General features: G+C 72.5%; 21 protein-coding genes and 1 tRNA gene. 10 read left to right on the forward strand and 12 right to left on the reverse strand.

What is annotated here, in order from left to right:
* Positions 1 to 171 precede the first annotated feature (171 nt).
* The gene (locus ACN267_RS15355; protein ID WP_204957180.1) at positions 172 to 1131 is read left to right on the forward strand and encodes an SCO2521 family protein; all 960 of its coding nucleotides are present in this window, start codon (positions 172 to 174) and stop codon (positions 1129 to 1131) included.
* Between the two features lie 4 nt (positions 1132 to 1135).
* On the opposite strand, the gene ACN267_RS15360 is transcribed toward ACN267_RS15355, so the two are convergent.
* From ACN267_RS15360 to ACN267_RS15385, 6 genes are all read right to left on the reverse strand, one after another.
* Complete coding sequence (locus tag ACN267_RS15360) at positions 1136 to 2113, reverse strand: SCO2522 family protein (RefSeq protein WP_421488979.1); 978 nt, start codon at positions 2111 to 2113, stop codon at positions 1136 to 1138.
* Positions 2098 to 2982 (reverse strand): SCO2523 family variant P-loop protein, encoded by an 885-nt coding sequence (locus ACN267_RS15365; RefSeq protein ID WP_421488980.1) that lies wholly within the window; start codon positions 2980 to 2982, stop codon positions 2098 to 2100. Before ACN267_RS15365 ends, ACN267_RS15360 begins: the two co-directional genes overlap by 16 nt.
* 44 nt (positions 2983 to 3026) lie before the next feature.
* Positions 3027 to 4868 carry an SCO2524 family protein gene (locus ACN267_RS15370; protein ID WP_421488981.1) on the reverse strand — a complete coding sequence of 614 codons (1842 nt, stop codon included), beginning with the start codon at positions 4866 to 4868 and terminating at the stop codon, positions 3027 to 3029.
* Positions 4869 to 5089: 221 nt separating this feature from the next.
* Positions 5090 to 5878: an SCO2525 family SAM-dependent methyltransferase gene (locus tag ACN267_RS15375; protein WP_421488982.1), complete on the reverse strand. Its 789-nt coding sequence runs from the start codon at positions 5876 to 5878 to the stop codon at positions 5090 to 5092.
* A 766-nt stretch (positions 5879 to 6644) separates the two neighbouring features.
* A tRNA-Val gene (locus ACN267_RS15380) sits at positions 6645 to 6716 on the reverse strand.
* 56 nt (positions 6717 to 6772) lie between these two features.
* On the reverse strand, positions 6773 to 7405 hold the full coding sequence (locus ACN267_RS15385; protein WP_421488983.1) for a TIGR02611 family protein: 633 nt from the start codon (positions 7403 to 7405) through the stop codon (positions 6773 to 6775).
* Positions 7406 to 7698: 293 nt separating this feature from the next.
* On the opposite strand from ACN267_RS15385, the gene ACN267_RS15390 reads away from it, so the two are divergent.
* The gene (locus ACN267_RS15390) at positions 7699 to 8130 is read left to right on the forward strand and encodes an SsgA family sporulation/cell division regulator (protein ID WP_053653619.1); all 432 of its coding nucleotides are present in this window, start codon (positions 7699 to 7701) and stop codon (positions 8128 to 8130) included.
* 73 nt (positions 8131 to 8203) lie between these two features.
* Here the strand turns inward: ACN267_RS15390 and ACN267_RS15395 are convergent, their stop codons facing one another.
* Positions 8204 to 8980: a glucose 1-dehydrogenase gene (locus ACN267_RS15395; protein ID WP_204957174.1), complete on the reverse strand. Its 777-nt coding sequence runs from the start codon at positions 8978 to 8980 to the stop codon at positions 8204 to 8206.
* A gap of 166 nt (positions 8981 to 9146) precedes the next feature.
* On the opposite strand from ACN267_RS15395, the gene ACN267_RS15400 reads away from it, so the two are divergent.
* The 4 genes from ACN267_RS15400 (at position 9147) to ACN267_RS15415 (ending at position 11478) form a co-directional block, all read left to right on the forward strand.
* Positions 9147 to 10061 carry a helix-turn-helix transcriptional regulator gene (locus ACN267_RS15400; protein ID WP_204957173.1) on the forward strand — a complete coding sequence of 305 codons (915 nt, stop codon included), beginning with the start codon at positions 9147 to 9149 and terminating at the stop codon, positions 10059 to 10061.
* A gap of 7 nt (positions 10062 to 10068) precedes the next feature.
* A complete protein-coding gene (locus ACN267_RS15405; protein ID WP_204957347.1) occupies positions 10069 to 10524 on the forward strand; it encodes an RrF2 family transcriptional regulator in 456 nt (151 codons plus the stop codon).
* Between the two features lie 116 nt (positions 10525 to 10640).
* On the forward strand, positions 10641 to 10820 hold the full coding sequence (locus ACN267_RS15410; protein WP_007075522.1) for a DUF4236 domain-containing protein: 180 nt from the start codon (positions 10641 to 10643) through the stop codon (positions 10818 to 10820).
* Between the two features lie 127 nt (positions 10821 to 10947).
* Entirely contained in the window at positions 10948 to 11478 is a 531-nt protein-coding gene (locus ACN267_RS15415) for a potassium channel family protein (protein ID WP_421488984.1), read from the forward strand.
* Here the strand turns inward: ACN267_RS15415 and ACN267_RS15420 are convergent.
* Together ACN267_RS15420 and ACN267_RS15425 are read right to left on the reverse strand one after the other, a co-directional pair.
* Positions 11438 to 12343, reverse strand: coding sequence for a hypothetical protein (locus ACN267_RS15420; RefSeq protein ID WP_204957171.1), 906 nt, complete (start codon positions 12341 to 12343; stop codon positions 11438 to 11440). The two genes, ACN267_RS15415 and ACN267_RS15420, sit on opposite strands and share 41 nt — an antisense overlap.
* 24 nt (positions 12344 to 12367) lie before the next feature.
* Entirely contained in the window at positions 12368 to 12889 is a 522-nt protein-coding gene (locus ACN267_RS15425; RefSeq protein WP_421488985.1) for a VOC family protein, read from the reverse strand.
* A gap of 50 nt (positions 12890 to 12939) precedes the next feature.
* On the opposite strand from ACN267_RS15425, the gene ACN267_RS15430 reads away from it, so the two are divergent.
* A complete protein-coding gene (locus ACN267_RS15430; protein WP_281903144.1) occupies positions 12940 to 13401 on the forward strand; it encodes a MarR family winged helix-turn-helix transcriptional regulator in 462 nt (153 codons plus the stop codon).
* 57 nt (positions 13402 to 13458) lie between these two features.
* On the forward strand, positions 13459 to 15477 hold the full coding sequence (locus ACN267_RS15435; RefSeq protein WP_421488986.1) for a tetratricopeptide repeat protein: 2019 nt from the start codon (positions 13459 to 13461) through the stop codon (positions 15475 to 15477).
* 347 nt (positions 15478 to 15824) lie between these two features.
* Here ACN267_RS15435 and ACN267_RS15440 read toward each other — a convergent pair whose 3' ends face one another.
* Positions 15825 to 17555 carry an ATP-binding protein gene (locus ACN267_RS15440; RefSeq protein ID WP_421488987.1) on the reverse strand — a complete coding sequence of 577 codons (1731 nt, stop codon included), beginning with the start codon at positions 17553 to 17555 and terminating at the stop codon, positions 15825 to 15827.
* Positions 17552 to 18208 (reverse strand): response regulator transcription factor, encoded by a 657-nt coding sequence (locus ACN267_RS15445; protein WP_204957345.1) that lies wholly within the window; start codon positions 18206 to 18208, stop codon positions 17552 to 17554. Before ACN267_RS15445 ends, ACN267_RS15440 begins: the two co-directional genes overlap by 4 nt.
* Before the next feature lie 95 nt (positions 18209 to 18303).
* Between ACN267_RS15445 and ACN267_RS15450 the strand changes: the two genes are divergently transcribed.
* Together ACN267_RS15450 and ACN267_RS15455 are read left to right on the forward strand one after the other, a co-directional pair.
* Positions 18304 to 19443 carry a LolA family protein gene (locus ACN267_RS15450; RefSeq protein WP_281899387.1) on the forward strand — a complete coding sequence of 380 codons (1140 nt, stop codon included), beginning with the start codon at positions 18304 to 18306 and terminating at the stop codon, positions 19441 to 19443.
* A gap of 257 nt (positions 19444 to 19700) precedes the next feature.
* Positions 19701 to 21962, forward strand: a complete 2262-nt coding sequence (locus tag ACN267_RS15455; protein WP_421490428.1) for a HelD family protein — start codon at positions 19701 to 19703, stop codon at positions 21960 to 21962.
* 66 nt (positions 21963 to 22028) lie between these two features.
* Here the strand turns inward: ACN267_RS15455 and ACN267_RS15460 are convergent, their stop codons facing one another.
* The gene (locus ACN267_RS15460; RefSeq protein ID WP_421488988.1) at positions 22029 to 22436 is read right to left on the reverse strand and encodes a hypothetical protein; all 408 of its coding nucleotides are present in this window, start codon (positions 22434 to 22436) and stop codon (positions 22029 to 22031) included.
* Positions 22437 to 22477: the final 41 nt, after the last annotated feature.

The raw sequence follows: 22477 nt of genomic DNA on the forward strand, positions 1-22477 counted from the left end.
CGACGGACACTCGACGCGCGTTGCTGCGCGTGGGATTCCCGCGGAAGCCGGGCCTATGATGTCGACAGCACGGATTCAGATCCGAGCGGGCCGGTCTCGTTTTCACGAGAGTTCCTTTCGGGACGCATTCCGCGAGCCGGCGCGGACGGATGCGGTGATGCGGAGGAAGTCATGCTCACACTCGGTGAGGTGCACACCAACCTGCTGCAGCACAGCACCGCGCTGGCCCAGGAACAGAGTTCCGAGGTGCTCCGCCTGGTCGAGGGCGAGGCGGTGCTGACCTCCCGCCGTCCGTCGCTCTACGCGGTCTCGCCCGACGTCCGCACCGGGGTGGACTGCTGGCTGCCCAGCGCCCGACGCCGGCAGTTACGCGGGGTCGGTGCGGTGGTCACCCGGGCGATCGTCACCGGCGGCCGGATCGTGCAGGCGTCCTCGGTCATCCGGGTTACGGGCGGCGATCGACGCCGGCCGTGGTCGCACTACCTGGCCAACCCGGGCATCGTGGAGACGGTGGGCAAACTGGACGCTGCGGATCTGACCGCGGGATTCCTGCGCGGCGACGACGCGGACGTGTTGAACCTGGAGGCGATCACCGGCCGGGTGCTCGACGGTGTGCAGATGTCCGACCTGCTGGACCGGCGTCCGCCGCTGCGCGCGGCGCGTACCCGGCTGCGCTGGGCCGCGCAGGTCTCGCCGCGGCCGGAGCGGGAGGTCTCGGCGGTGGTCACCGTGGACTCCCCCACGCTGCGTACGGTCGAGTTGGTGCTGGATCCGCAGGACGTACCGGACGCCGTGGCCGGCCTCTGCGAGGACCTCGCGCTGCACGACTGGCTGCTGACCACGCTCTCCTCCCTCGTCGAGGCCGCCGTCGCCCGCTCGGCCTCCGGCCAGGAACACGTCGAGCGGCTGCGGCCGGTGCTGGAGCACCTGCTGCACCTGTGGCTGCCCGGCGCCCGGGTGAACCCCCGGCTACGACCCGTCTGGGACCGACTCGAACAGGTGCCGGGGTTCAGCCGGCAGTGGAACTCGTCGGTCAACTGGATCCGGGACCAGATCACCGTGGCCAACCTGACCCTGCTACGTGACCTGGCCGGCCGGATGTCGACCGGCCAGCCGTGCAGCAGGCACTGACCGCTCACCCGCCGATGAACACGTAACTCAACCGGTCGACCAGCTCGTCGGGCAGTCGCAGGCCCTCGCCGCCCGCCCGACTGATGATCTGCTGCGCGATCGCCGGAGGCACCGCCACCTGGCCGAGAATCGTCCGCACCGCCAACTCCACAGGCAGGTACTGGGTATCCATCAGCGTCAGCGTGCGGTACGCGCAGAACGGCGCGGCGGCCGGATTCAACTGGACGACGGCCGGTAGCGCGTCCCACGAGTCGGGCAGCTCGCCGGTGAGCAGGTGCGGCTGCACCAGCGTCTCGCCCCGATGGCGCAACACGCCCAGCCTGGCCATCTGCCAGACCGAGGCGAGCAGGGCGCAGGCCCACACCCGGGCGTTCGACTCGCCGGACCACAGCTCGACGTCGACGAAGATGGAGTGCCGGGGATCGCCTGACTGCACCGGCGGGGACCACGGCCGGGGCAGCGTCATCGCCGGCGCGTCGACGTGACCGGGTGAGCGCATGCCGTTGGACAGCCAGCCCGACTCACTCAACGGAGGGCGGCTGCCTGTGGTGTTCCGGGGCGGCTCCACCACCAGGTTGTCGACGACCATCCGGGCCAGTTCGACGCCGTCGTGGCGGGCGAAGCTGGACTCCCTGGCGACGTAGTCGAGCACCAGCCCCTGCGCCGCCGCCGCGCCCTGCACCTGCGCGATGACCTCGCGCGGGGTGCCGAACCGGTGGAAGTAGTCGTCCACCATGAAGCAGGTGCTGATCCGGGGCTGGCGGCCCGCCGTCAGCCCGCGGTTCGCCAGCGCCGGGATCATCGCCGACCACTCGGCGATCCGGGCGAACCTGTCCCGCAGTTCCTGACATCCCGCGCCGAAGTCCTCGGCGTAGAAGTGCCCCAACTCCACCGACAGGTGCGCGTACGCCACACTCTCCGTACGACCCACCGCAGCTGCCTCCCGGAACCTGACGTCCACGTCGTTCACACGGCTTCCCACGCGGTCTCGTCGAACAGCTTCGCGGCCAGGTCCACGAAGGCGTCCACCGTCTTCACATTCGCAATCTTGGTCTGCACGTCGTGGTCCGAGATGAGTTGTTCCCGCCACTGCAACAGCGGGTCCAGCGGCACCGAGCCGAGCCTGGTGGTTCGGCCGACCCCCTTACGTCGGGCCAGCTCCGACAACTCGTCGTCGCACTTACGCAGGAACGCCTGTTGGGCGAGGTCGAGATGGACCACCTCGTCCCCGCGGGAGTCGATCAATGCGGTGCGGACGAACCGCAGCGACTCCCGCAGCCGCTCCGCGTCGTGGCCGCACTTCTCGCCCATGGCCAGGATCCCGCCCGCCTCGAAGGCCAGGTCCGCCGCCGCCGTGACGTGTTGCGGAGTCCACCGGTGGAAGACCAACCAGCGGGCGGTCACCTTGCCCAGGGCGGGGGTGGCGGTCGCGGCCAGGGCGATCTGACTGGCGTACGAACGACCGGCACTGAGGTCCACCAGGGTCAGGTCGAACTCCTCCTCCAGGCGGAGGAAGAGTTCGGCGCAGCGCTTGGCGATGTCACTGGTGAAGCTGAACTCGCTGCCGTTGCGTTGACCGGGCAGGAACACCAGGGAACCCGAGCCGACGGGCCGCTGGCGCAGGCTGGGCCGCTCGGAGGTGCCCCAGACGTCCAACCGCTCGGGCAACGGGATCTCCCCGCGTAGGTACCGGTGCAGACCGCCGCGGCTGGGGCCCGATCCCTCCACGCCGTTGACGGCCTGCGGGATCTGGAAGGTGATCCCCGCCGTCGGCGAGCCGAAGTCGTAATCCAGGTAGCAGGTCGACCGGCCGGACAGGGCGCTGCGGTAGGCGATGTTCGCCGCGGTCACCGACCGACCGGTACCACCCTTGTGGGACGTGACGAAGACCAGCATCAGATCCCCTCGCTGCCCTTCTGCTGACCGGTGGTGGCATCGTTGATCTCCAGCAACACCGTGTTCGCCAGGGCCGCCGCCGTGCCCGGACGCTCGTCCACCAGCAGTTGGGCCCGGTGCAGGCTGGCCCGGATGCTGCGCATCCTGCGTTGCAGCGCCACACCGGAGAACGTGCCGCGCATCAGCTCCCGGTCGAACAGGTACTCGGCCTCGTCGACGAGATCCTGGGCGTACGCCACGAGCCCGCTGGCCCGGGGGAACGGCCGCTCCGAGAGCAGCTGACTGGCGTTGACCATTGCGTGCACCGCCCGCTCGGTCAGGTACCAGGAGGGTGCCTCGGGCATCGGCGCCAATTCCGGGAACGCGCCGCCCGCATGGTCCCACAACCCCCGGTGCCGACCGTCCGGGATGCGCCGCAGCAGCAGGTGGTCCCACACCTCGTCCGCCAGTTCGAGCAGTTCGCTGCGCCGCCGGGCGTTGTTCAGCAGGCCGGCGACGGTGATCGCCCGCTGGAGCAGCACCGTGGAGAACTCGTTGACGTTCCACGTCATGATCGCATTCGAGTCACGGTCGTTGAGGATCACCTGTTTGCCGGGCGCGTGCACCAGCAGCGCCGGCTCGCCGGGTGACGCGCGCCTGGTGATCCGCGCCCGCTGCGCCAACTCCACCAGCACCGAGGCGATCCGGCCGAGTTCCTCGTCGCCGCCGCGCCCCACGGCGAGCAGGCCCTTCACCGCGAGCGAGGTCGTCTGGAGGGTGTAGTAGTCGGTGCGGTCGCCGTCGGTCGTCCGCCACGGGATGTCCTCGATGGGCCAGCGTCGCCGGTTGCCGAAGGTCGCCACCGTCGCCCAGTAGGTCCGGGTCAGCTCCCACCGCAGTTGCAGCGCCCGGGACAGTCGCTGCTGTTCCTCGTTGAGCAGGCCGAGCAGGCGGGTGCGCTCGGAGTTCAGGTCATCGATGGCGTCCATCGCGATGACCGTGAAGTAGAGGTAGGGGGCGTTCTCCGCGGACCCGGGGCGCTGCCGGCCGATCGGCTCGGTGGTCGGGACCTCCTCGGCGTCGGCGATGGTGCCCCACGACCAGCCGCACTCGAAGAGCATCTCGCTGTTGTCGAGATCCTCGGTCACCCGACCCGACCCGAGCAGCACGCTGCGCAGGCTGGCCATCGTGTCCCGCAACTGTTCGCGTAGCGCGTCCACGACTGCCCGGCGCGGCAGGTCGTCCTGGTTGACCATCTTGCACAGCCGCTCGCCGTACTCTTCGGAGGAGGTGAAGACGGAGGTGCTGAAGCTGCGGAGCAGACCGACCATGGCCGCGGTCAGCCGCACGTTGGCCATCGCCTCCAACTCGTCCAACTGGGCGAGGAGATCACGCCGTTGGGTGGCCTTGCGGTAGACCTTGACGAAACCGATCGTCGCCAACGTGAGCGTTACGGACACCGCGAACGAGTCGACGATGTCCAGCGAGCGCTGCTCCTCGGTGAGCGGCGGGCCACCCTCCGTCGGGGTGAGGTAGCTGCCACCGGCGAAGATCGGCGTGCCGGCCTCGTCGGTGTAGCGGCGGAAATAGTCGACCATCACGCCGACCAGCTGACGGGGAATCTTGATCGCGTCGCCGAGCGATCCGAGTGCCTCGATCACCTCGTCGTCGACCCGGTTCGGGTCGTCGAGCGACAGCTCGGAAACCTTGGCGGCGGGGAGCAGCAGGGTCAGCAACTGTTCCGCGTCACTGATCGAGTTGCTACCGCTCCGGCCGCCCCAGCGCCATTCACCATTGTCCCAACAACTGCGCACCGTGGCCCGCCAAATGTCGAGGATCTCCTGGCGCGGCTGTATCCGCATGATCCACCGCCGTCTGTTGTTGTAGTCACCGACTCTGCACCGCTGTTGCTGCCGTACGCGCGAAGATCCACGGTGGCCGACAATGACGTGCACCGTCATGGTAGCGGGCCGGTCGAGCACCGTCCGAAGCGCTTTGTCGCAGGGGTGTCGGCATGCCGACGATCGGGTGTGGACCAGGCCCGCAGCCACCGTCGAGGCACCGACTTACGCCGGTGTCGTCGCTATCCGCGGGTACGACCCGTGGTCAGCAACATACTCACGTAGCCGTCACGCAACGGGGGCCGGGCGTGTTCCTCGTGCACGTCCAGGTCGTACGCACTCGCGGCGATACCGGCCACGACCTCGGAGCGGGCCAGTGACACGGCCGGAAACGACCGCCGACCGACCTGGTAACCGGCGGAGCCGAGCATGACCGCCAGGGCAAAGGGCGACCCGGGCCGCAGCGCACCGAGGAACCGGGCGATCGCCCGTTCCGCCTCCGACCGGTGAGCCGAGATGGAACACGCCACGAAGAACATCGTTCCGGCGTCCCAGGCGTGCGTCGGCAGGTTGAACACGCTGGTCCGCGACACCCGGGCCACCCGCGCCAGACGCCGCCGCGGATCGGTCAGCGCAGCGTACGCCGGGTGCTCCGCACACACCTGCCAGTACGGATCCCACATCGGGTCGTAGGAGTCGACCTGCTGACGCAGCCAAAACACATTCGATGTCGACCATTCACACAGATCGACGGTGTGGGCGAACGGCAGGAGCGACAGCGTCGGATAGAGATTCGCCCCCGACCCCACATCGACGCAGCGCGCATCGGAAATCTTCGCTCCGGCGAAGAAGTCCCTGGTCCGGCGGAGGAATTCCCGATCATCGGCCCGCAGTTCCCCGTAGTTGTGTCGGACATACGTCTGTGGATCGAACCCGTCCCACTGGACCTCGGCATTGGCCGGCCGCAGTGCCTGAATCGGCACCGGCGACGTCGACGGGTCGCCACCACCAGCCGCCGGGGTCAACGCCATGATTGCGCCTCCATCGATGTCGGCGGACGACCTTCGGTGAGGTCCCGGACGCGCTCGGTGCACCGCCCTTTGTGTATCGGAAAGTGCTGCCGGCCCGCAAGAGTCGCGGGGTTTGCGACCAGCGGCGGGCGGGCCCGGAGCGGCGGACAGGTATACCCCTACGCGTCCTTTCGATCTGATGACATTGACGAATCACTGACGACGGCCACCCACGGATACCGCACCGACAGCGGTTTCCTCCGCAACTGCCAGCCGCACTGGGCGGCGGAACTGCCCACACCCGGGCGATCCCACCCACAGTCAGGGCCGCCCGAGCCCGAGCGCGGCGGCCACACCTACCGAATCGAGCATGCCCACACCCGCCGGTCCGGCCACACCCGCCGATCCGACCAGCCCGTCGAATCGGCAAGCGCGGTCGATCCACCCAGCCCACCGATCCGACCAGCCCGTCGAATCGGCAAGCGCGGTCGATCCACCCAGCCCGCCGAATCGACCACGCCGGACGGGATGTGCCTGATTCGCTGATGTCATCAGATCGAAAGGACGCGCACCCACCATGCCGCACCCACCCCGTCCCGCCCGAACATCCCGCGCAACCGTGCCGCCCGCGCGGTCCCGGCCTGCATCCGAGCCCGGTGGGGCTGCGCGTTGCGCCCGGCCGGCCCACCACGACGGCCGGCGGTAGAGCAACGCGGGAATCCCACCCGGGAGCAGAAAGGCCACCTCCCGAACCCGGGAAGCGGCCTCTGACCTGCGGAACTGAGAGTGGGCGATGCTGGTATCGAACCAGCGACCTCTTCGGTGTGAACGAAGCGCTCTCCCACTGAGCTAATCGCCCTCAGCGCCGTTGACTCTACCCGATCGTGCGGCGGAGCCAAAAACCCGGGGTGCCGGTCAGGTCGTGGCGAGGTAACGCAGCAGTTGGGCGACGAGGTCGATGCCGAGGCTGTACTTGAGCGAGAGCCAGAGCACCACCGCGACGAAGACCAGGCCGACGGAGCCGAGCAGGAACCGCACGGCCAGGGAGCGGGTGGCGGCCCACCGGGTCCAGGCGTGCACGTGGCGGCGGGTGAAGCCGAGCAGCCGGCGGGCCCAGTGGAACTCGACGGCCCAGATGGCGAGGCCGGCGATGACGATCAGCCAGCCGGGGCCGGGCAACGGGATCAGGGCGATGCCGACGGTAACCACGAGCGCCCCGGCGACCGCGATGAATATCTTGAGGGCGACGCGGCCGGTGGGGTTGGCCCGGATCAGGTCGAGGGTGGTGCGTACCCGCCAGCGCCAGCCGGTGGGACGGGCGGCGAGGGTGGTCCGGCCGGATCGACCTCCCCCACCGCGGGCGCGTCCGTTGGCCGGTCGGGCCCGGCCGCGGGAGTTGCGGGGTGCGCCGGTGACCCGGCCGGCACGACCGGCGTCGGAGGTCGTCCGACCGTCTCGGTCCGGTGGCTTGATCGGCACCCTGTCACCCCGCCTTTTGGCTGCCCGGGCCCCTACTTTCGGTGACTCGGCCCTACTCACCGCATCCATTGAGGAACGCTTCGCGGCCATTTCACCCCCCAGTGTCGTCCCGGCCCGTCACTTGCGCAGACCACTGGACGTTACCGGAGTAAGTCGACGACTGAACCACCCGACTTCGGACGGGCTCCCGACTGGGCAGAACCGGAAATCCTACAAGAATTCTCACATTCTCGCGGCGATTCGGACCCCCTTCCCACCACTGGGTGAAGTCAGCGTATGGCGGAGCGTAGCCAGCAGTAGCGCCTGAGTATGGGAAAAGCGGGACACGCGCGTTCCGCAGCGGTGCCGGGGGGAGAACGTCCATGAGTGTCATCCGACCGACGACCGTAGAGGTCGAGACGTCGCTAAGGCTCGTCGCGCCTGACGCCACCGCCTTGCCGGTGCGTGCCAGCCTGCGTTACGACCCTGCTGACCCGTATGCGGTCCATGTCCTGTTCCACGCCGAATCGGCCGGCGGCGAGGCGGTGAGCTGGTCGTTCGCCCGCGAACTGCTGGTCACCGGCCTGGACGAGCCGGCGGGCATCGGCGACGTGCGGGTCTGGCCCTGGGCCACCCCGCGCGGCGACTTCGTCGCGCTGGCCCTGTCGTCGCCCGACGGCAACGCCCTGTTCGAGGTCCCGCGCAGCGTGCTGGTGCGCTTCCTGCGCCGGACCTACGTCGTCGTCCCGCGCGGCCGGGAGGCCGAGCACCTGGACGTCGACACGGCGGTGACCCGGCTGCTCGCCGGTCGCTGACCAGTCTGCCCCGGAGCCGCGCGGATCTGCCGAGTCCGCGCGGCTCCGGCCGTCCACCGCCCGGGTACGCCGGTCAGCCGTGCGTGGTGATGCCCCCGTCCACCGGGATCACCGCGCCGGTCAGGTACGCCCCGGCCCGCGACGCCAGGAAGATCGCCGCACCCGCCATGTCGTCGGGGCGGCCGATCCGGCCGAGCGGCACCTGCTGCGTGATGGCCGCCCGGGTCGCGGGGTCGTCCAGGGCGAAGGCCATCATCTTGCTCTCGAACGGGCCGGGGGCGATCGCGTTGACCGTGATCCGCTCGGCGGCGAGCTGGTGGGCGAGATTACGGGTGAGCATGTGCACGGCGGCCTTGGTGGCCGAGTAGGCGTACACCTCCATGGCCGGCACCCGGAGCCCGTCGATCGAGCCGATGTTGATCACGCGGGCCGGGTCGTCGTCGGAGGCCGCCGCCCGCAGGGCCGGCAGCAGCGCGGTGGTGAGCCGGAACACCGCCTTCACGTTGACCGCCCAGAGCTTGTCGAACGCACTGCCCGGATACGACTCCAACGGTGCGCCCCAGGTCGCCCCCGCGTTGTTGACCAGCACGTCGAGCCGGTCGTACCGCTCGTGGACGGCGGCGGCGAGAGCGTCGGCACCCGCGTCGTCGCCAAGGTCGGCGGGGATCGCCTCGCACCGCCCCTCGGCGGACAGCTCCCTGGCCACCGCCTCGCACACGTCGGCCTTGCGCGACGAGACGACCACCGTGGCACCGGCCCGGACGAAGCCCCGGGCGATCATCAGGCCGATCCCCCGCGAGCCGCCGGTGACCAGGACCGTCTTGCCGTCGACCGAGAACAGATCCGTCATGGGCACCCCATCGCACGTCGCAGTCCTTACCGATCGGTAACGTAGCCCGGTCCCGGCAGCCGGACAACCCACCGGGGTAGCCACCGAGGCGTCCGTCCGCCGCAGGCGCGACAGAGTCCCGTCGCCGGGATGCGACCTCAGCCGTCCCCGGTTACGGTCGAAGACGATGGTCCCTTCCGGTCAGCTCACCCCGGCAACCCGTCCCGACCTGCCCCGCCCCGAGATCGACATCCTCGATCTGGGCGACCTCGTCCCAGGCCCGGGCGCGCCCCGGCCGGTCCTGCTCGACCACGATCTGCTCGTCCTGGTCACCGACGGGCACGGCCTCGTCGAGCTGGACTTCCGGGCGCTGCCCTGCCGCCCCGGCACCCTGCTGCGGGCCACCCCGGGCCAGGTGCTGCGCTGCACCGCACGGCTCGACGCGGTCGTTCTCCGCTGGCGCGCCGACGCGCTGCGCGGCCTGGACGTCGAGACGAACGCCGTGCCGCAGCACCACCAGCTCACCGGCCCGGACGAGGACGCCGTCGTCAACGTGGTCTCCCAACTGGTGGTGGACCACCGCCGGCACCGCGACGATCCGGCCGCGCACACCCTGCTCCGGCACCAGCTCGCGGTGCTGCTGATCCGGCTCGCCCTGCTGGCCGACACCCGGAACTCCGGCGGGACGCCCGACGACTCCGACCCGCAGCGGACCGAGACGGCCACGTTCCGCCGGTTCTGCCGGGAGGTCGAGGCGGGTTACCCGTACACCAGGCGGGTGGAGGACTATGCGGCCCGGCTGGGCTGCTCGGTGCGTACCCTGACCCGGGCCTGTCTGGCGGTGACCGGCCGCAGCGCCAAGCAGGTGGTCGACGAGCGGGTCGCGCTCCAGGCCCGGCGGCTGCTCGCCGCCACCGACGAGCCGGTGGCCCGGATCGGTCGGCAGCTCGGCTTCCCCGAACCGACGAACTTCGGCCGGTTCTTCACCCGCGAGGTGGGGGTGAGCCCGGGGGCGTTCCGGGCCGCCCGGGAGCGCCCGTCGACGCGTATCGTCCGACCACGGCGACCCGCTGACCCCGCAGAACCCGACGGACGGGCATGATGACATGGTGCAGATCTCCGCGCGCGGCGACTATGCGGTCCGAGCGGCCCTGAGCCTGGCCACCGCCTACCCCTCCCTGCTCTCCACCCAAGCGATCGCCAACGAGCAGGACATGCCGCGCAAGTTTCTCGAAGCGGTCCTGGCCGACCTGCGTCGGGCCGGTGTGGTCCGCGCGCAGCGCGGCGCCGAGGGCGGCTACACCCTGGCCCGGCCACCGCGCGAGGTCACCGTCGGGGCGATCCTGCGCGCCGTCGAGGGCCCGTTGGCCGGGGTACGCGGGCTGCGCCCCGAGGAGACCAGGTACGAGGGCTCGGCGGAGAACCTTCCCCGACTCTGGGTGGCCGTGCGTGCCGCCGTCCGGCAGGTGCTCGACGAGGTGACCCTGGCCGAGGTGGTCAGCGGGCGGCTTCCGACGCACGTCCGCAAACTGACCACCCTGCCCGACGCGTGGGAGCCGCGCTGACGGTCGGTACGCCGATCCGTCCAGCCTGGACCTGACCAGGTTTCGGTTTCCGTGGATGCGGGCATTTATGGGGCCGAGACGGCAGCGAGGACAGAAAACGCGAAGGGAGCGCCACGATGGGTCTGATGTTCCGTAAGCGCAAGAAGTACGGGCCGATCATCCTGAACTTCACCGAGAACGGTTTCTCGTCGTGGAGCATCAAGATCGGTCGTTGGTCGTGGAACTCCCGGGCCAAGGCGCACCGGGTCGACCTGCCGGGCCCGCTGTCCTGGAAGCAGGACAAGTCCCGGGCGTGACGCCCTTCCGCGAACGGGGCACCGGCGGTCCGCCGGTGCCCCGTTCGCCGTCCGCGCATCGGGCCCGCCTCCGGTCAGGTTCGGCATTCGCCGGATCCCGGCGACGGCCTCGGCGCAGAATCGCCGCATGGCCAGCGACGACGGGAGTTACCGGCGGATCCGACGGCACACCCTGGCGGCCTGCTGCCTGCTGGTGGTCAGCTACTTCCTGATCCCGTTGGAGCCCGATCCGAACGGCGTGCGGCTGACCCTGCGGGCGGCGGGCACCCTGGTGCTGATCGGTGTGGTCACCGTCCTGGTCACCCGCCAGGTGAGCCGCCAGCTCGGGGTCGGCGAACCGGTCGGTGACGACGAGGTCCGGTCGTTGAGCCGGCTGGTGGTGGCCCTGGTCGCCGGGCTGCTCGCGTTCGCGGTGGCCGACTACGTGGTAGCCGCGAGCGGGCCCGCGCAGTTCTCCGGGTTGCGTACCCGGCTGGACGCGCTCTACTTCGCCCTGGCCACCCTCACCACGATCGGCTACGGCGACGTGCACCCCCAGGGGCAGCTTGCCAAGGCGGTCGTCTGCGTGCAGATGCTGTTCAGCATCGGCGTCATCGCCACCGGGGCGTCCATCGTGGTCAAACGGTTGACCGCGCGGCCGGGGCGGGGCCGGCGCTGATCAGTACGTCCCCGCCGAGCCGCCCGTGTTCCGGGTCCCGGGTGACCGCGCCACCGTCCAGCAGTTCGGCGAGCGCGTGCCCGGCGTCCCCGGCCCGGTAGGCGGTCGCGGTCAGCGTGTGCCGACGCAGCTCGGTCACCGTACGCGGGCCGTGGCGGGTCAGCTCGGCCAGCAGCGCGTCACGCAGCGGACCGGTCGGCGGGTCCGCCCCCACGTCGAGCAGGTCACCGGCCGGGTCCCGGTAGCGGATGCCGGCTGCGGCGACGTCGGCCCCGGTGGCCCAGAGTGCCTCCTTGAACGCCTCCAGGCTCTTGTCCAGCCCGGTGCCGAACGCGACCAGGCGGGCCGGTGCCCCGTCGGCGGGGACCAGCTCGACCTCGGTGACCAGGGGGAACCCGGCGGCGGTCAGGGCCGGTCGCAGGGTGGCGGTGGTGGTGGTGCTCAGCAACACCTCGGCCGGTCGGCCGGTCGCCGTGGCGGCCAGCAGCGCCGGCTCCGGTGCCGCACCGTCGACCAGGGTGAGCAGTGGCGCGCCGGCCGCCCCGGCCGCCTTGAGCACCACCGGCAGCCGGGCCGGGTCGCCCGGCACCACGTGCACGGCCACGTCGCCGGGCAGGCCGGCCTCGACGACGCCGAGCCGGGCGGGCAGTTCGGGACCGCCGTCGGCGAGCACCAGCACGGTGAGCCGGCGACCCCGCAACCGGTCGGCGAAGCCGGCCACCACCCGCAGGGCCGCCTCGGCGGTGCCGGGGTCACCGGCGTACGCCAGCGCGAGGGTGGCCCGCCGGGAGCGGTGCAGGGCCCCCGGCAGCCAGTGGTCGAGCTGACGGACAAGGAGTCCGCCCGGGACGGCGTCGATCGACATCCTGTCGTTCTACCGTACGGCGGTTCAGGCCGGGACGGAGATCCCCACCCCGCCCCGGGTCTGCCCGCCGTAGCGGGCCCGTTCGCGGTCGAGGTCGAGCCGGCCGATCCGCTTGCGGGCGGCGAGGGCGTCCTCGTCGAGCAGGGCGGCCGGGACGATCCAGACGATCTCGAACTCCAGCCCGTCGGGGTCGCGGCCGTACAGGCTCTTGGTCGTGCCGTGGTCGGAGGTGCCGACCAGGGCGTCGGCGGCGGCCAGCCGCTGCGCGGTGGCACCCAGCTCGTCGAGGGTGTCCAGCTCCCAGGCCAGGTGGTAGAGGCCGACGGTGGCCCGGCCGGCCTGCGAGCGGCCGGCGTTCGCGCCGATCTCGAACAGGCCGAGGTCGTGGTCGTTGGTCGAGTCGGGGGCCTGGAGGAAGGCCGCGCCCCGGAACCCGTCCGGGGTCATCGGCACCGGGCGGAAGCCCAGCACGTCGCGGTAGAAGTCGATGCTGCGACGCAGGTCGGAGACGTAGAGCACGGCGTGGTTGAGGCGGTGGATTCCCATGTCCACCACGCTAGCGCGGTTTTGTTGAGCGTTCAACTATTCCGGATATGATGGTCGTCATGACCCGCTGGCTGGACCCCGACGAGCAGCAGACCTGGCGTGCCTTCCTGACCGCCTCCCGGGCGCTGAGCGACACCCTCGACCGCGAGCTGCAACGCGACGCCGGGATGCCGCACGCCTACTACGAGATCCTGGTCCGCCTCTCCGAGGTGCCCGACCGGCAGCTGCGGATGAGCGACCTGGCCGACCTCACCGGCTCCTCACGCAGCCGGCTGTCGCACGCCGTGGCCCGGCTGGAGACGGCCGGCTGGGTGCGCCGCGAGGACTGCCCCACCGACCGGCGTGGGCAGATCGCCGTGCTCACCGACGCCGGCTTCGCGACCCTCGCCGCCGCCGCGCCCGGCCACGTCGAGGGGGTACGCCGGCACCTGTTCGACGCGCTCAGCCCCGCCCAGGTCGACCAGTTGCGCCGGATCAGCGAGACGCTGGTCGCCCACCTGACCGGTTCTTGACCAAGTTGCCGACCGGCAAGGGTTGTACTAACCGTTGCCGGCCAAGCACGATGGGGCGTGTCTTCCGGCTTCGGTGAACTGACCCTCCAGGCGCAGCACCTGGTGTCCGCCGGCGACCTGGTCGGCGCCCAGCGGCTGCTGGCCGACGCGCTGACCGACGCGGACCCCCGCCCCGACCACGCCTCCCCCGAACTGGCCGAGGCCGCCGGGCTCCAGGCCCGACTGCTGGTCACCCTCGGCGAACCGCACTCCGCGCGCGGCTGGGCCGCCTTCGCGTACGCGGCGTCGAGCCGGCTGTACGGCATCTCCGACCAGCGGACCATCTCCACGGCGGCCACCCTGGCGGCGGTGCTGCACCGGGTCGGCAGCGACGCCCGCGCCGCCCGCCTCTATTCCGAGGTGATCCTGGAACTGACCGCCTGGGACGGTCCCGAGTCGCTGCGCGTCCTCGCCGCACACGCCGACCTGGCCACCGTGGAGTACGCCCGGGGTCAGTGCTCCGAGGCCCGCGAACGTCTCCAGGACGCCTGGGAACTGCACCGCGAGGTGTACGGCGACGGCCACGCCAGCGGCATCAAGATGCTCGCCCGGCTCGGTGCCATGCAACGCGACTGCGGCCGGTTCGACGAGGCGCACGACAACCTCGCCCTCGCCCGCGAGCTGGCCCGCCAACACCTCGCCGCCGACGACCCGCTCGCCCGGCAGGTGGCGGCCCTGGCCCGGGCAGCCGCCGACCCGGACCACGTCTGCGACGAGGAGCCCACCCCCGAGCGTGGCACGCCGGTGGTGCCGGCCGCCCGTACCCCACCGCCCGCAGAGGGTCCACCCGACCTGCCGCCCTGGTCGGCCGGCCCGGCGTCACCCGACGATGCGTACCCGCCGACGGTGCCCGGCCAGCGGATGCCCGCCGACGACACCGGCTACCCACCGGACGCCGCCCGCCCCGGCCCCGGCTACCCCGCCGACAGCGGATACGGCCCCTGGGACGGTCAGCCCGGCGGAGCCGGCTACCGGGCCGGCGACGGTCCGGGCGATGCCGGCTACCGGGGCGATACCGGTTACCCGGCCGGCAGCGGCTACCCGACCCCAGGTCACCCGACCTCCGACTACCCGAGCTCCGACTACCCGGCATCGGGCCACCCGGCCGAGTCGGGCTCTCCGGCCGGCGCGGGTCGTCCGGTCGGCGCGGGTCGTCCGGTCGGACCGGCACATTCGCCTGGGCCCGGCTATCCGCCCGAATCCGGCTACCCAACGGGGCACGATCACTTCAGCGCGCCAGATCAGTCCGGCGGGCCCGGTCGATCCGGCGGGCCCGGCCATCCCGGCGGGTCAAGCCATCCCGGCGGGTCCGGTCGTCCCGGCGGGCCGGGCTATCCGGCCGGGGCGGACTACCCGGCCGGGGCGGGGCGGATCGACGAGGGCGGACACTGGCCGCCCGAGCAGGCCGCAGCAGGGGCGAACGGGTCCACACCCGACGGTTGGCGGGACGCTCGCTATGCCCCGCCGCTGTCGCAGAGCCGCCGGGACGAGGAGGCGGCCGGGGTCCGCCGGGTCACGCCGGCCGAGCCGCCGGTGGACCCGTCGCGGTTGCTGCCCGTGCTGGTGCCACGCCGACACGCCCCGCCCCGACGCCGCCCGGGTGCCGTACCGCTGGTGGCCGCCGGCGTGGCGGTGGTGTTGCTGGGCGCGGTCGCGGTGATCGCCGGGGTGTCCCAGGTGGGCGGCTCCGACGCACCACCGCCCGCCGCGCCGACCGAAGCCGCCCCGACCGCCGCCACGCCGAACGCCGGCCCACCCGCCTCACCGGGCACCCCACCCGGGCGGGTGACGCTACGCGACCGACCCGACGGCATCACCCTGACCTGGACGTACCCGGCCGGCAGCGAGGGCCCCGTGGTGCTCTCCGCCGCCCAGGCCGGCCAGGACCCGCGCCCCTTCCAGACCCTCCCACCCGGTACCGACAATTTCGTCGTACACGGCCTGGACCGCACCACCAACTACTGCTTCACCGTCGCCGTCGTCTGGTCCACCGACGTGGTCGCACGAGCCAAACGCGTCTGCACCACCCGCCGCTAACCCACCCCCACCCGCCCACATCCCCACCCCACCCAGCCCCGCCCCACCCCGCCCCACCCGCTCATGTTGATCAAGAGGTTTACGTCACCCCCAGCGAAACTCCTGACGCAAACCTCTTGATCACGCTCCATCCACCCCGCCCAGCCGGATGATCAAGAGGTTTGCGTCAACCCGAACGGCGGGAGTGACGCAAACCCCTTGATCACCGCCCCCTTCACCCCGCCCAGCCGGATGACCAAGAGGTTTGCGTCAGCCCGAGCGGCGTGGAGTGACGCAAACCTCTTGATCAACATGAGCGGGTGGGGCGGGGGCCACGAGCGCGTGGGTGTGTGGAGGGAGGGGGGCGGTCAGTCGGGGTCGGGGAGGACCGGTAGGTGTAGGCGGACGGTCAGGCCGGGGTGGGCGTCGTCGAGGTCCACGGTGCCACCGCCCCGGCGTACCAGTTCGCGCACGATGGCCAGGCCGAGTCCGGCGCCGCCCGCGTCCCGGGCCCGCCCTTCGTCCAGCCGGGCGAACCGGCGGAACACCCGCTCCCGGTCCGCGACCGGGATTCCCGGCCCGTCGTCGGTCACCGTCACCAGGTGGTACGCCCCGTCGACCGTCGGCTCGACCGCCAGCACCACCCGGGTACGGGCGTGCCGGACGGCGTTGTCGACCAGGTTCCCCAGCACCCGCCGCAGTTCGTCGGGGACGCCGACGGTCCACACCGGACCTGCCGCCGTGACGACGGTGACCTGTGGCGACACAGCCGGCTCCGACCCGACGGCGGTAACCCCAGGCGACACAGCCGGCTCCGACCCGACGGCGGTAACCCCAGGCGACACAGCCGGCCCCGATCCGACGGCGGTAACCCCAGGCGACACAGCCGGCCCCGACCCGACGGCGGTAACCCCAGGCGACACAGCCGGCCCCGACCCGACGGCGGTAACCCCAGGCGACACAGCCGGCCCCGACCCGACGGCGGTGGACTCCGGCGGCGATGGCGGATCCGCCGCGAGGGCGGCCTGCGGCGGCACGGCAGGTTCCGCCGCAGCGACGACGCTGCCGCCCGGCAGCAGAGCAGGAACCGCGGCGGAGGTGGGGCCGGGCCAGCGGGCGGCGACCTCGGTGAGCAGGGCGCCCAGTTCCACCGGCTCCGCCGCGCCGAGGTGGTCGACCTGCTGTGCCGGTTGCTCGTCGAGTCGGGCGAGCAGGAGCAGGTCGTCGACGAGCCGGCCCAGCCGTTCGGTGTCGGTGAGCAGGTCGGCGGCGACGGCAGGCCAGTCGGTACGGTCGCCGAGGCGCTGGGCCACCTCCAGTTCGGTGCGCATGTTCGTCAGCGGGCTGCGCAGTTCGTGTGCCGCGTCGGCGAGGAACGACCGTTGCCGGGCGCGGGCCGCCGCCACCCGGTCGAGCATGTCGTTGAGGGTGACCGCCAGCCGGTGGATCTCGTCCTGGGAGGCGGGTACGGGCAGCCGGCCGGCCGCGTCCCGCCCGGTGATCTCGGCGGCTCCGCTGCGCAGCGCCTCGACCGGGCGCAGGGTGGCCCCGACCACCCGCCAGGCGACCACCGCGAGCAGCCCCACCAGCAGCGGGAAGGCGACCAGCAGCACCGTACGGGCGGCCTGGGTGGCGTGCCTGACGTCCACCGTGGAGCGGCCCACCAGCACGGTCACCGGCTCCCCCGCCGACCGGGCGGGTACCGCCACCACGCGTACCGGCCCCTCCCAGCCGAGCCGTTGGCCGGGCACCACCGTGCGCTGCCGGCCGGTGCCGGTGAGCTGGTCGGGGCGGACCATCGGCACCAGCCGGTCGGCGTCGATGGAGGCGGCCCGGATCCGCCCGGCGGAGTCGACCACCTGCACCCGTAGCTGCCCACCGGCCACCGGCAGCGGGTCGGGCAGGGCGTCCTCTCCGGCGAGCCGGGCGACCGCGTCGGCGGTCCGGAACGCCTCCTCGTCGACGGTGCGTTGCAGCGTCCAGCCGAGCGCCACCAGCAGCACCACCCCGCCCAGGGCCAGCCCGACCGACAGGCCGGCCACGCCGAGCACCATCAGCCGGGCGCGCAGCCCGAGCGCCGACCAGCGCAGCCGGCTCACGGGATCAGCCGGTAGCCGGCGCCCCGGACGGTCTCCAACCGGTCCCGGCCGATCTTGCGGCGCAGGTAGCCGACGTAGACCTCGACCGCGTTCGGGGCGGTCCGCAGGCTGGCGTCCCAGACGTGGTCGAGCAGCTCGGTCTTGGAGATCACCTCGCCGGGGCGGCGGATCAGGTACTCCAGCAGCGCGAACTCCCGGGCGGTGAGCACCACCTCGGCGTCGGCGCGGGTGACCCGGCGGCGGGCCGGGTCCAGCCGCAGGTCCCCCACGGCGAGCACGGTGGGCCGCTGCGGTGCGCCCCGGCGCAGCAGCGCCCGCAGCCGGGCCACCAGCACCACGTACGAGAAGGGTTTGGTCAGGTAGTCGTCGGCCCCGCAGTCGAGCCCGTCGGCCTGGTCGTACTCGCCATCCTTGGCGGAGAGCATCAGCACCGGCAGCCAGTGCTCGTCGGCACGCAGCCGGCGCACCACCTCGTAACCGGACAGGCCGGGGAGCATCACGTCGAGGATCATCGCGTCGTAGCCGCCGTGCCGGGCGGCGTCCAACCCGGCCGGGCCGGTGCCGGCCGTGTCCACCACGAACCCCTCGGCTGTGAGGCCACGCTGCAACGCCGCCGCCAGCCGGGCCTCGTCCTCCACCACCAGCACCCGCATCATTCCAGCCTGCCACCTCGACGCGACGGGCCGCGACGTCGTCCTCAGCGGGCTCACAGCAGTGAACCGGGAGGATGGTCGCAGGAGGTGCGCTCATGTCCGTACTGAAGAACCGTTCCACCCTGCGGTGGCTGGTGCCGCTGGCCGCCGCGGTCACCGTCGTCGGTGGGGGTGCCGCGATCGGCACGTTCGCCGCGAACGCCGAGCCGGCCCTGCCGCCGCGCAGCGCCGCCCAACTCCTCGTCGACCTGCAGACCGCCCGGCTGGACGGGCTCTCCGGCACCGTGGTGCAGCGGGCCGACCTCGGGCTGCCGCCGCTGGCCGGGCTGGCCGGCGGGGACGCCGCGCTGCTCACCGGCACGCACACCCTGCGGGTCTGGTACTCGGGGCCGGACCGGCAGCGGGTCGCGTTGCTCGACACCCTCGGCGAGCGGGACGTCATCCGTTCCGGCCGGGACGTGTGGACCTGGGACAGCAAGGCCAACACGGCGACGCACCGGACGCTGCCGGAGTCGACCGGGCGGGCGGCGGAGGGCGCGTTGCCGGTCACCCCGAAGGATGCCGCCGAGCGGGCGTTGGCCGCCGTCGACCCGAGCACGCTGGTGACCACCGGCCGGTCGGCCACGGTCGCCGGGCGGGACGCGTACGAGCTGGTGCTCACCCCGCGTGACGAGGCGTCCCTGGTGCACCAGGTGCGGATCGCCATCGACGCGACGGAGCACGTGCCGTTGCGGTTCGAGGTGCTCGCCGACGGGGCCGACCAGCCGGCGTTCGAGGTGGCGTTCACGCAGGTCGACTACCGTCGTCCCGACGCCGACCAGTTCACCTTCAACCCGCCGCCCGGGGTGAAGGTGACCGAGGAGACCGCCGGACGACCGGGGTCCACGGCCGGCCCGCACCGCAAGGACGGCAAGCCGGGCGCGCAGCGTCCGGGGGCCGAGGACGCGGGTCTGCGTACGGTGGGGACGGGCTGGACCACCGTGCTGGTGGCGCGGACCGGCGCGGCGGACCTGGCGCGGACGCCGGCCGGTGACGCGGCGAAGCCGGGCCCGGCCGACGGTCCGGGCGCGGCGCAGGCCCTCGACCTGCTCAACGGGTTGCCGAAGGTCAGCGGGGACTGGGGCAGCGGCCGGTTGTTCTCCGCGAAACTGTTCAGCGTGCTGCTCACCGACGACGGGCGGGTGCTCGCCGGATTGGTGACGCCGGAGCGGCTGTACCAGGCCGCGCGGGGCTGATCCCGCACGTCACGACCCTCGGGGGTCCGGGCCGGCTCGCGCCGGCGCGGGCCCCCGTTCGTCGTGTCCGGCACGGCGGAGGCTTGGTGGGGGGACGCCGCAGGCGGTATCTTGAACAGTTCCCGAAATGCAAAAAGGAATGGCTGAAGAGCCATTCCGCGCATGATTCTAAGCGACGAGGAGACGGCTTGTCAACGCACCCGGACGAGCTGCGACAACACGACGACGAGATCGGCCGTGAGCAGGAGTACGTCTCGATGCTCTACGGCCGGCTGGACGCCATGCGCGAGCAGGCCGGCCGGCGGCTCACCGACGAACTGCGCGCCGGTGGCGGCGGCACCCAGCAGGACCACTCCCAACGCGACAGCGCCGTCCAGATGTACGCCGACCAGGTCGAGCAGTTCTCGGCGGTCGAGCAGGGGCTGGCCTTCGGCCGCCTGGACGGGGCCGACGGCAGCCGGCACTACATCGGCCGGATCGGCATCTTCGACACCGACGGCGACTACGACCCGCTGCTGATGGACTGGCGTGCCCCCGCCGCCAGGCCGTTCTATCTCGCCACCGCCGCCAACCCGCAGGGCATCCGGTTACGGCGGCACCTGCGCACCCGGGAGCGGAAGGTCACCGGCCTCAACGACGAGGTGCTGGACATCGCGACCGCCTCCCCCACCGGCCACGAGGAACTGACAGGTGAGGCGTCGCTGCTCGCCGCGCTCGGCGCCGGCCGGACCGGCCGGATGCGGGACATCGTGGAGACCATCCAGGCCGAGCAGGACCGGATCATCCGGGCCGACCTGCCCGGGGTGCTGGTCGTGCAGGGCGGTCCCGGCACCGGCAAGACGGCGGTCGCGCTGCACCGCGCCGCGTACCTGCTGTACACCCACCGGCAGCAGCTCTCCACCCGGGGGGTGCTGCTGGTCGGCCCGAACGCGACGTTCCTGCGGTACATCTCGCAGGTGCTGCCGGCGCTGGCCGAGACGGGGGTGCTGCTCAGCACCCCCGGTGACCTCTTCCCCGGGGTCACCGCCAGGCGTGCCGAACCGGCCGGGACCGCAGCCCTCAAGGGCCGGGCGGTGCTGGCCGAGGTGCTCGCCGCCGCCGTCCGGGACCGGCAGTGGGTGCCGGACGAGCCGATCGAGATCGAACTGCCCCAACGGGAGGTGCTCCGGCTGGACCCGGAGACGGTACGCCAGGCCCGCGACCGGGTCCGGCGTACCGACCGCCCGCACAACCTGGCCCGTGCCCTGTTCGACATCGAGATCGTGCACGCCCTCGCCGACCAGGTCGCCGAACGGATCGGGGCCGACCCGCTCGGCGGGGACAACCTGCTGGAGGAGGCGGACCGGGCCGAGATCCGCCGGGAGCTGCGGGAGGAACCGGAGATCACCGCCGTCCTGGACGAGCTGTGGCCGGTGCTCACCCCGCAACGGCTGCTCGCCGACCTGTACGCCTCGCCGCAGCGGCTCGCCACCGCCGCGCCGATGCTCACCGACGACGAGCGGGCCCTGCTGCACCGTCCGGCCGGCGGTGGTTGGACGCCGGCCGACGTGCCGCTGCTGGACGAGGCCGCGGAGCTGCTCGGCGAGGACGAGCGGGCCGCCGCCGCCCGGCGGGAACGCATCAGGTCCTTCCAACGCGAGTACGCCGAGGGTGTGCTGGAGATCGCCAGGGGTTCCCGCTCGATCGACGTGGAGGACGAGGCCGACGGTGGTGAGATCCTCGGCGTCACCGACCTGATCGACGCCGACCGGCTGCTGGAGCGGCAGGAGGAGACCGACCGGTTGACCACCGCGCAGCGGGCCGCCGCCGACCGGCGGTGGGCGTTCGGGCACGTCATCGTCGACGAGGCGCAGGAGTTGACGCCGATGGCCTGGCGGCTGCTGATGCGCCGGTGCCCGAGCCGGTCGATGACGATCGTGGGGGACGTGGCGCAGACCGGCGCGCTGGCCGGCACGCCGTCCTGGGCCGAGGCGTTGGAGCCGTACGTGGCGCGGCGCTGGCGGCTGGAGGAGCTGACCGTCAGCTACCGCACCCCGGCCGAGATCATGGCGGTGGCCGCCGAGGTGCTCGCCGGCATCGACCCGGCGCTGCGCCCACCCCGGTCGGTACGCCACAGCGGCGTGCCGCCGTGGGACCGGACGGTCGCGGCGGACCGGCTCGGCGCGGAACTGGTCGCGGCGGCCCGTGCGGAGGCCGCCGAGCTGGCCGGGGGCGACGCGGACGGCCGTCCCGGCGACGGCGGGGGGCGGCTCGGGGTGATCGTGCCGGCCGGGCGGGCCGACGGGTTGGCGGGTGTGCTGCTGGCCGCGTTGCCCGAGGCGGCCGTCGGCGAGCAGCCCGAGTTGGAGAGCCGGGTGGTGCTGCTGACCGTCGGCCAGGCCAAGGGGCTGGAGTTCGACTCGGTGCTGGTGGTGGACCCGGACGGGATCGTGGCCGAGTCACCCCGGGGACGCAGCGACCTGTACGTCGCGTTGACCCGGGCCACCCGCCGCCTGGGCGTGCTGCGCCCCGCCGGCTGACCGTGCGGCCGGGTCGGGGGGCGGGCCCCTCCGACCCGGCCGCCGGGGCGTCGACGGCGGCCGACGTCAGTCGTCGGAGAAGTCGCCGATCTCGACGGCGCTGGCGGACTGGTCGCTGACCGGGCCGCCGGTTGGGGTGCTCAGCCCGCCGGTGGTGGCGTCACCGGTGGTGGTCGGGGCCACCGTGCCCGGGTGCCGTTCGGGTTGCCGGGCCACCCGCCTGACGCTGGCCGGCCCGGCCGTGCCTCCGGTGGTGGTCAGCGCGCCCTGGCCCCGGGTGGGGCCGCCGTCGCGCAGCACCTCCGGGTCGACCGGCACGTGGGCCACGTCGTCCGGGTCGTCCTCCTGAAGGGCCCGGGTCACGTCGATCCGGGGCACCGTCACCTCGTCCAGGGCTCCGGGAGCGTACGCCCCGGCGGTGAGCCGTTCCTCGGCCTGACGGGTGGACTCCCGCATCCTGTCGTCGTCGCGCACGTTCCTCACCTCACAGGGTCTCGACGGAACCCACTGCGTGC

This window comes from Micromonospora sp. WMMD734 (assembly GCF_049178975.1).
Taxonomy (GTDB): domain Bacteria; phylum Actinomycetota; class Actinomycetes; order Mycobacteriales; family Micromonosporaceae; genus Micromonospora; species Micromonospora wenchangensis.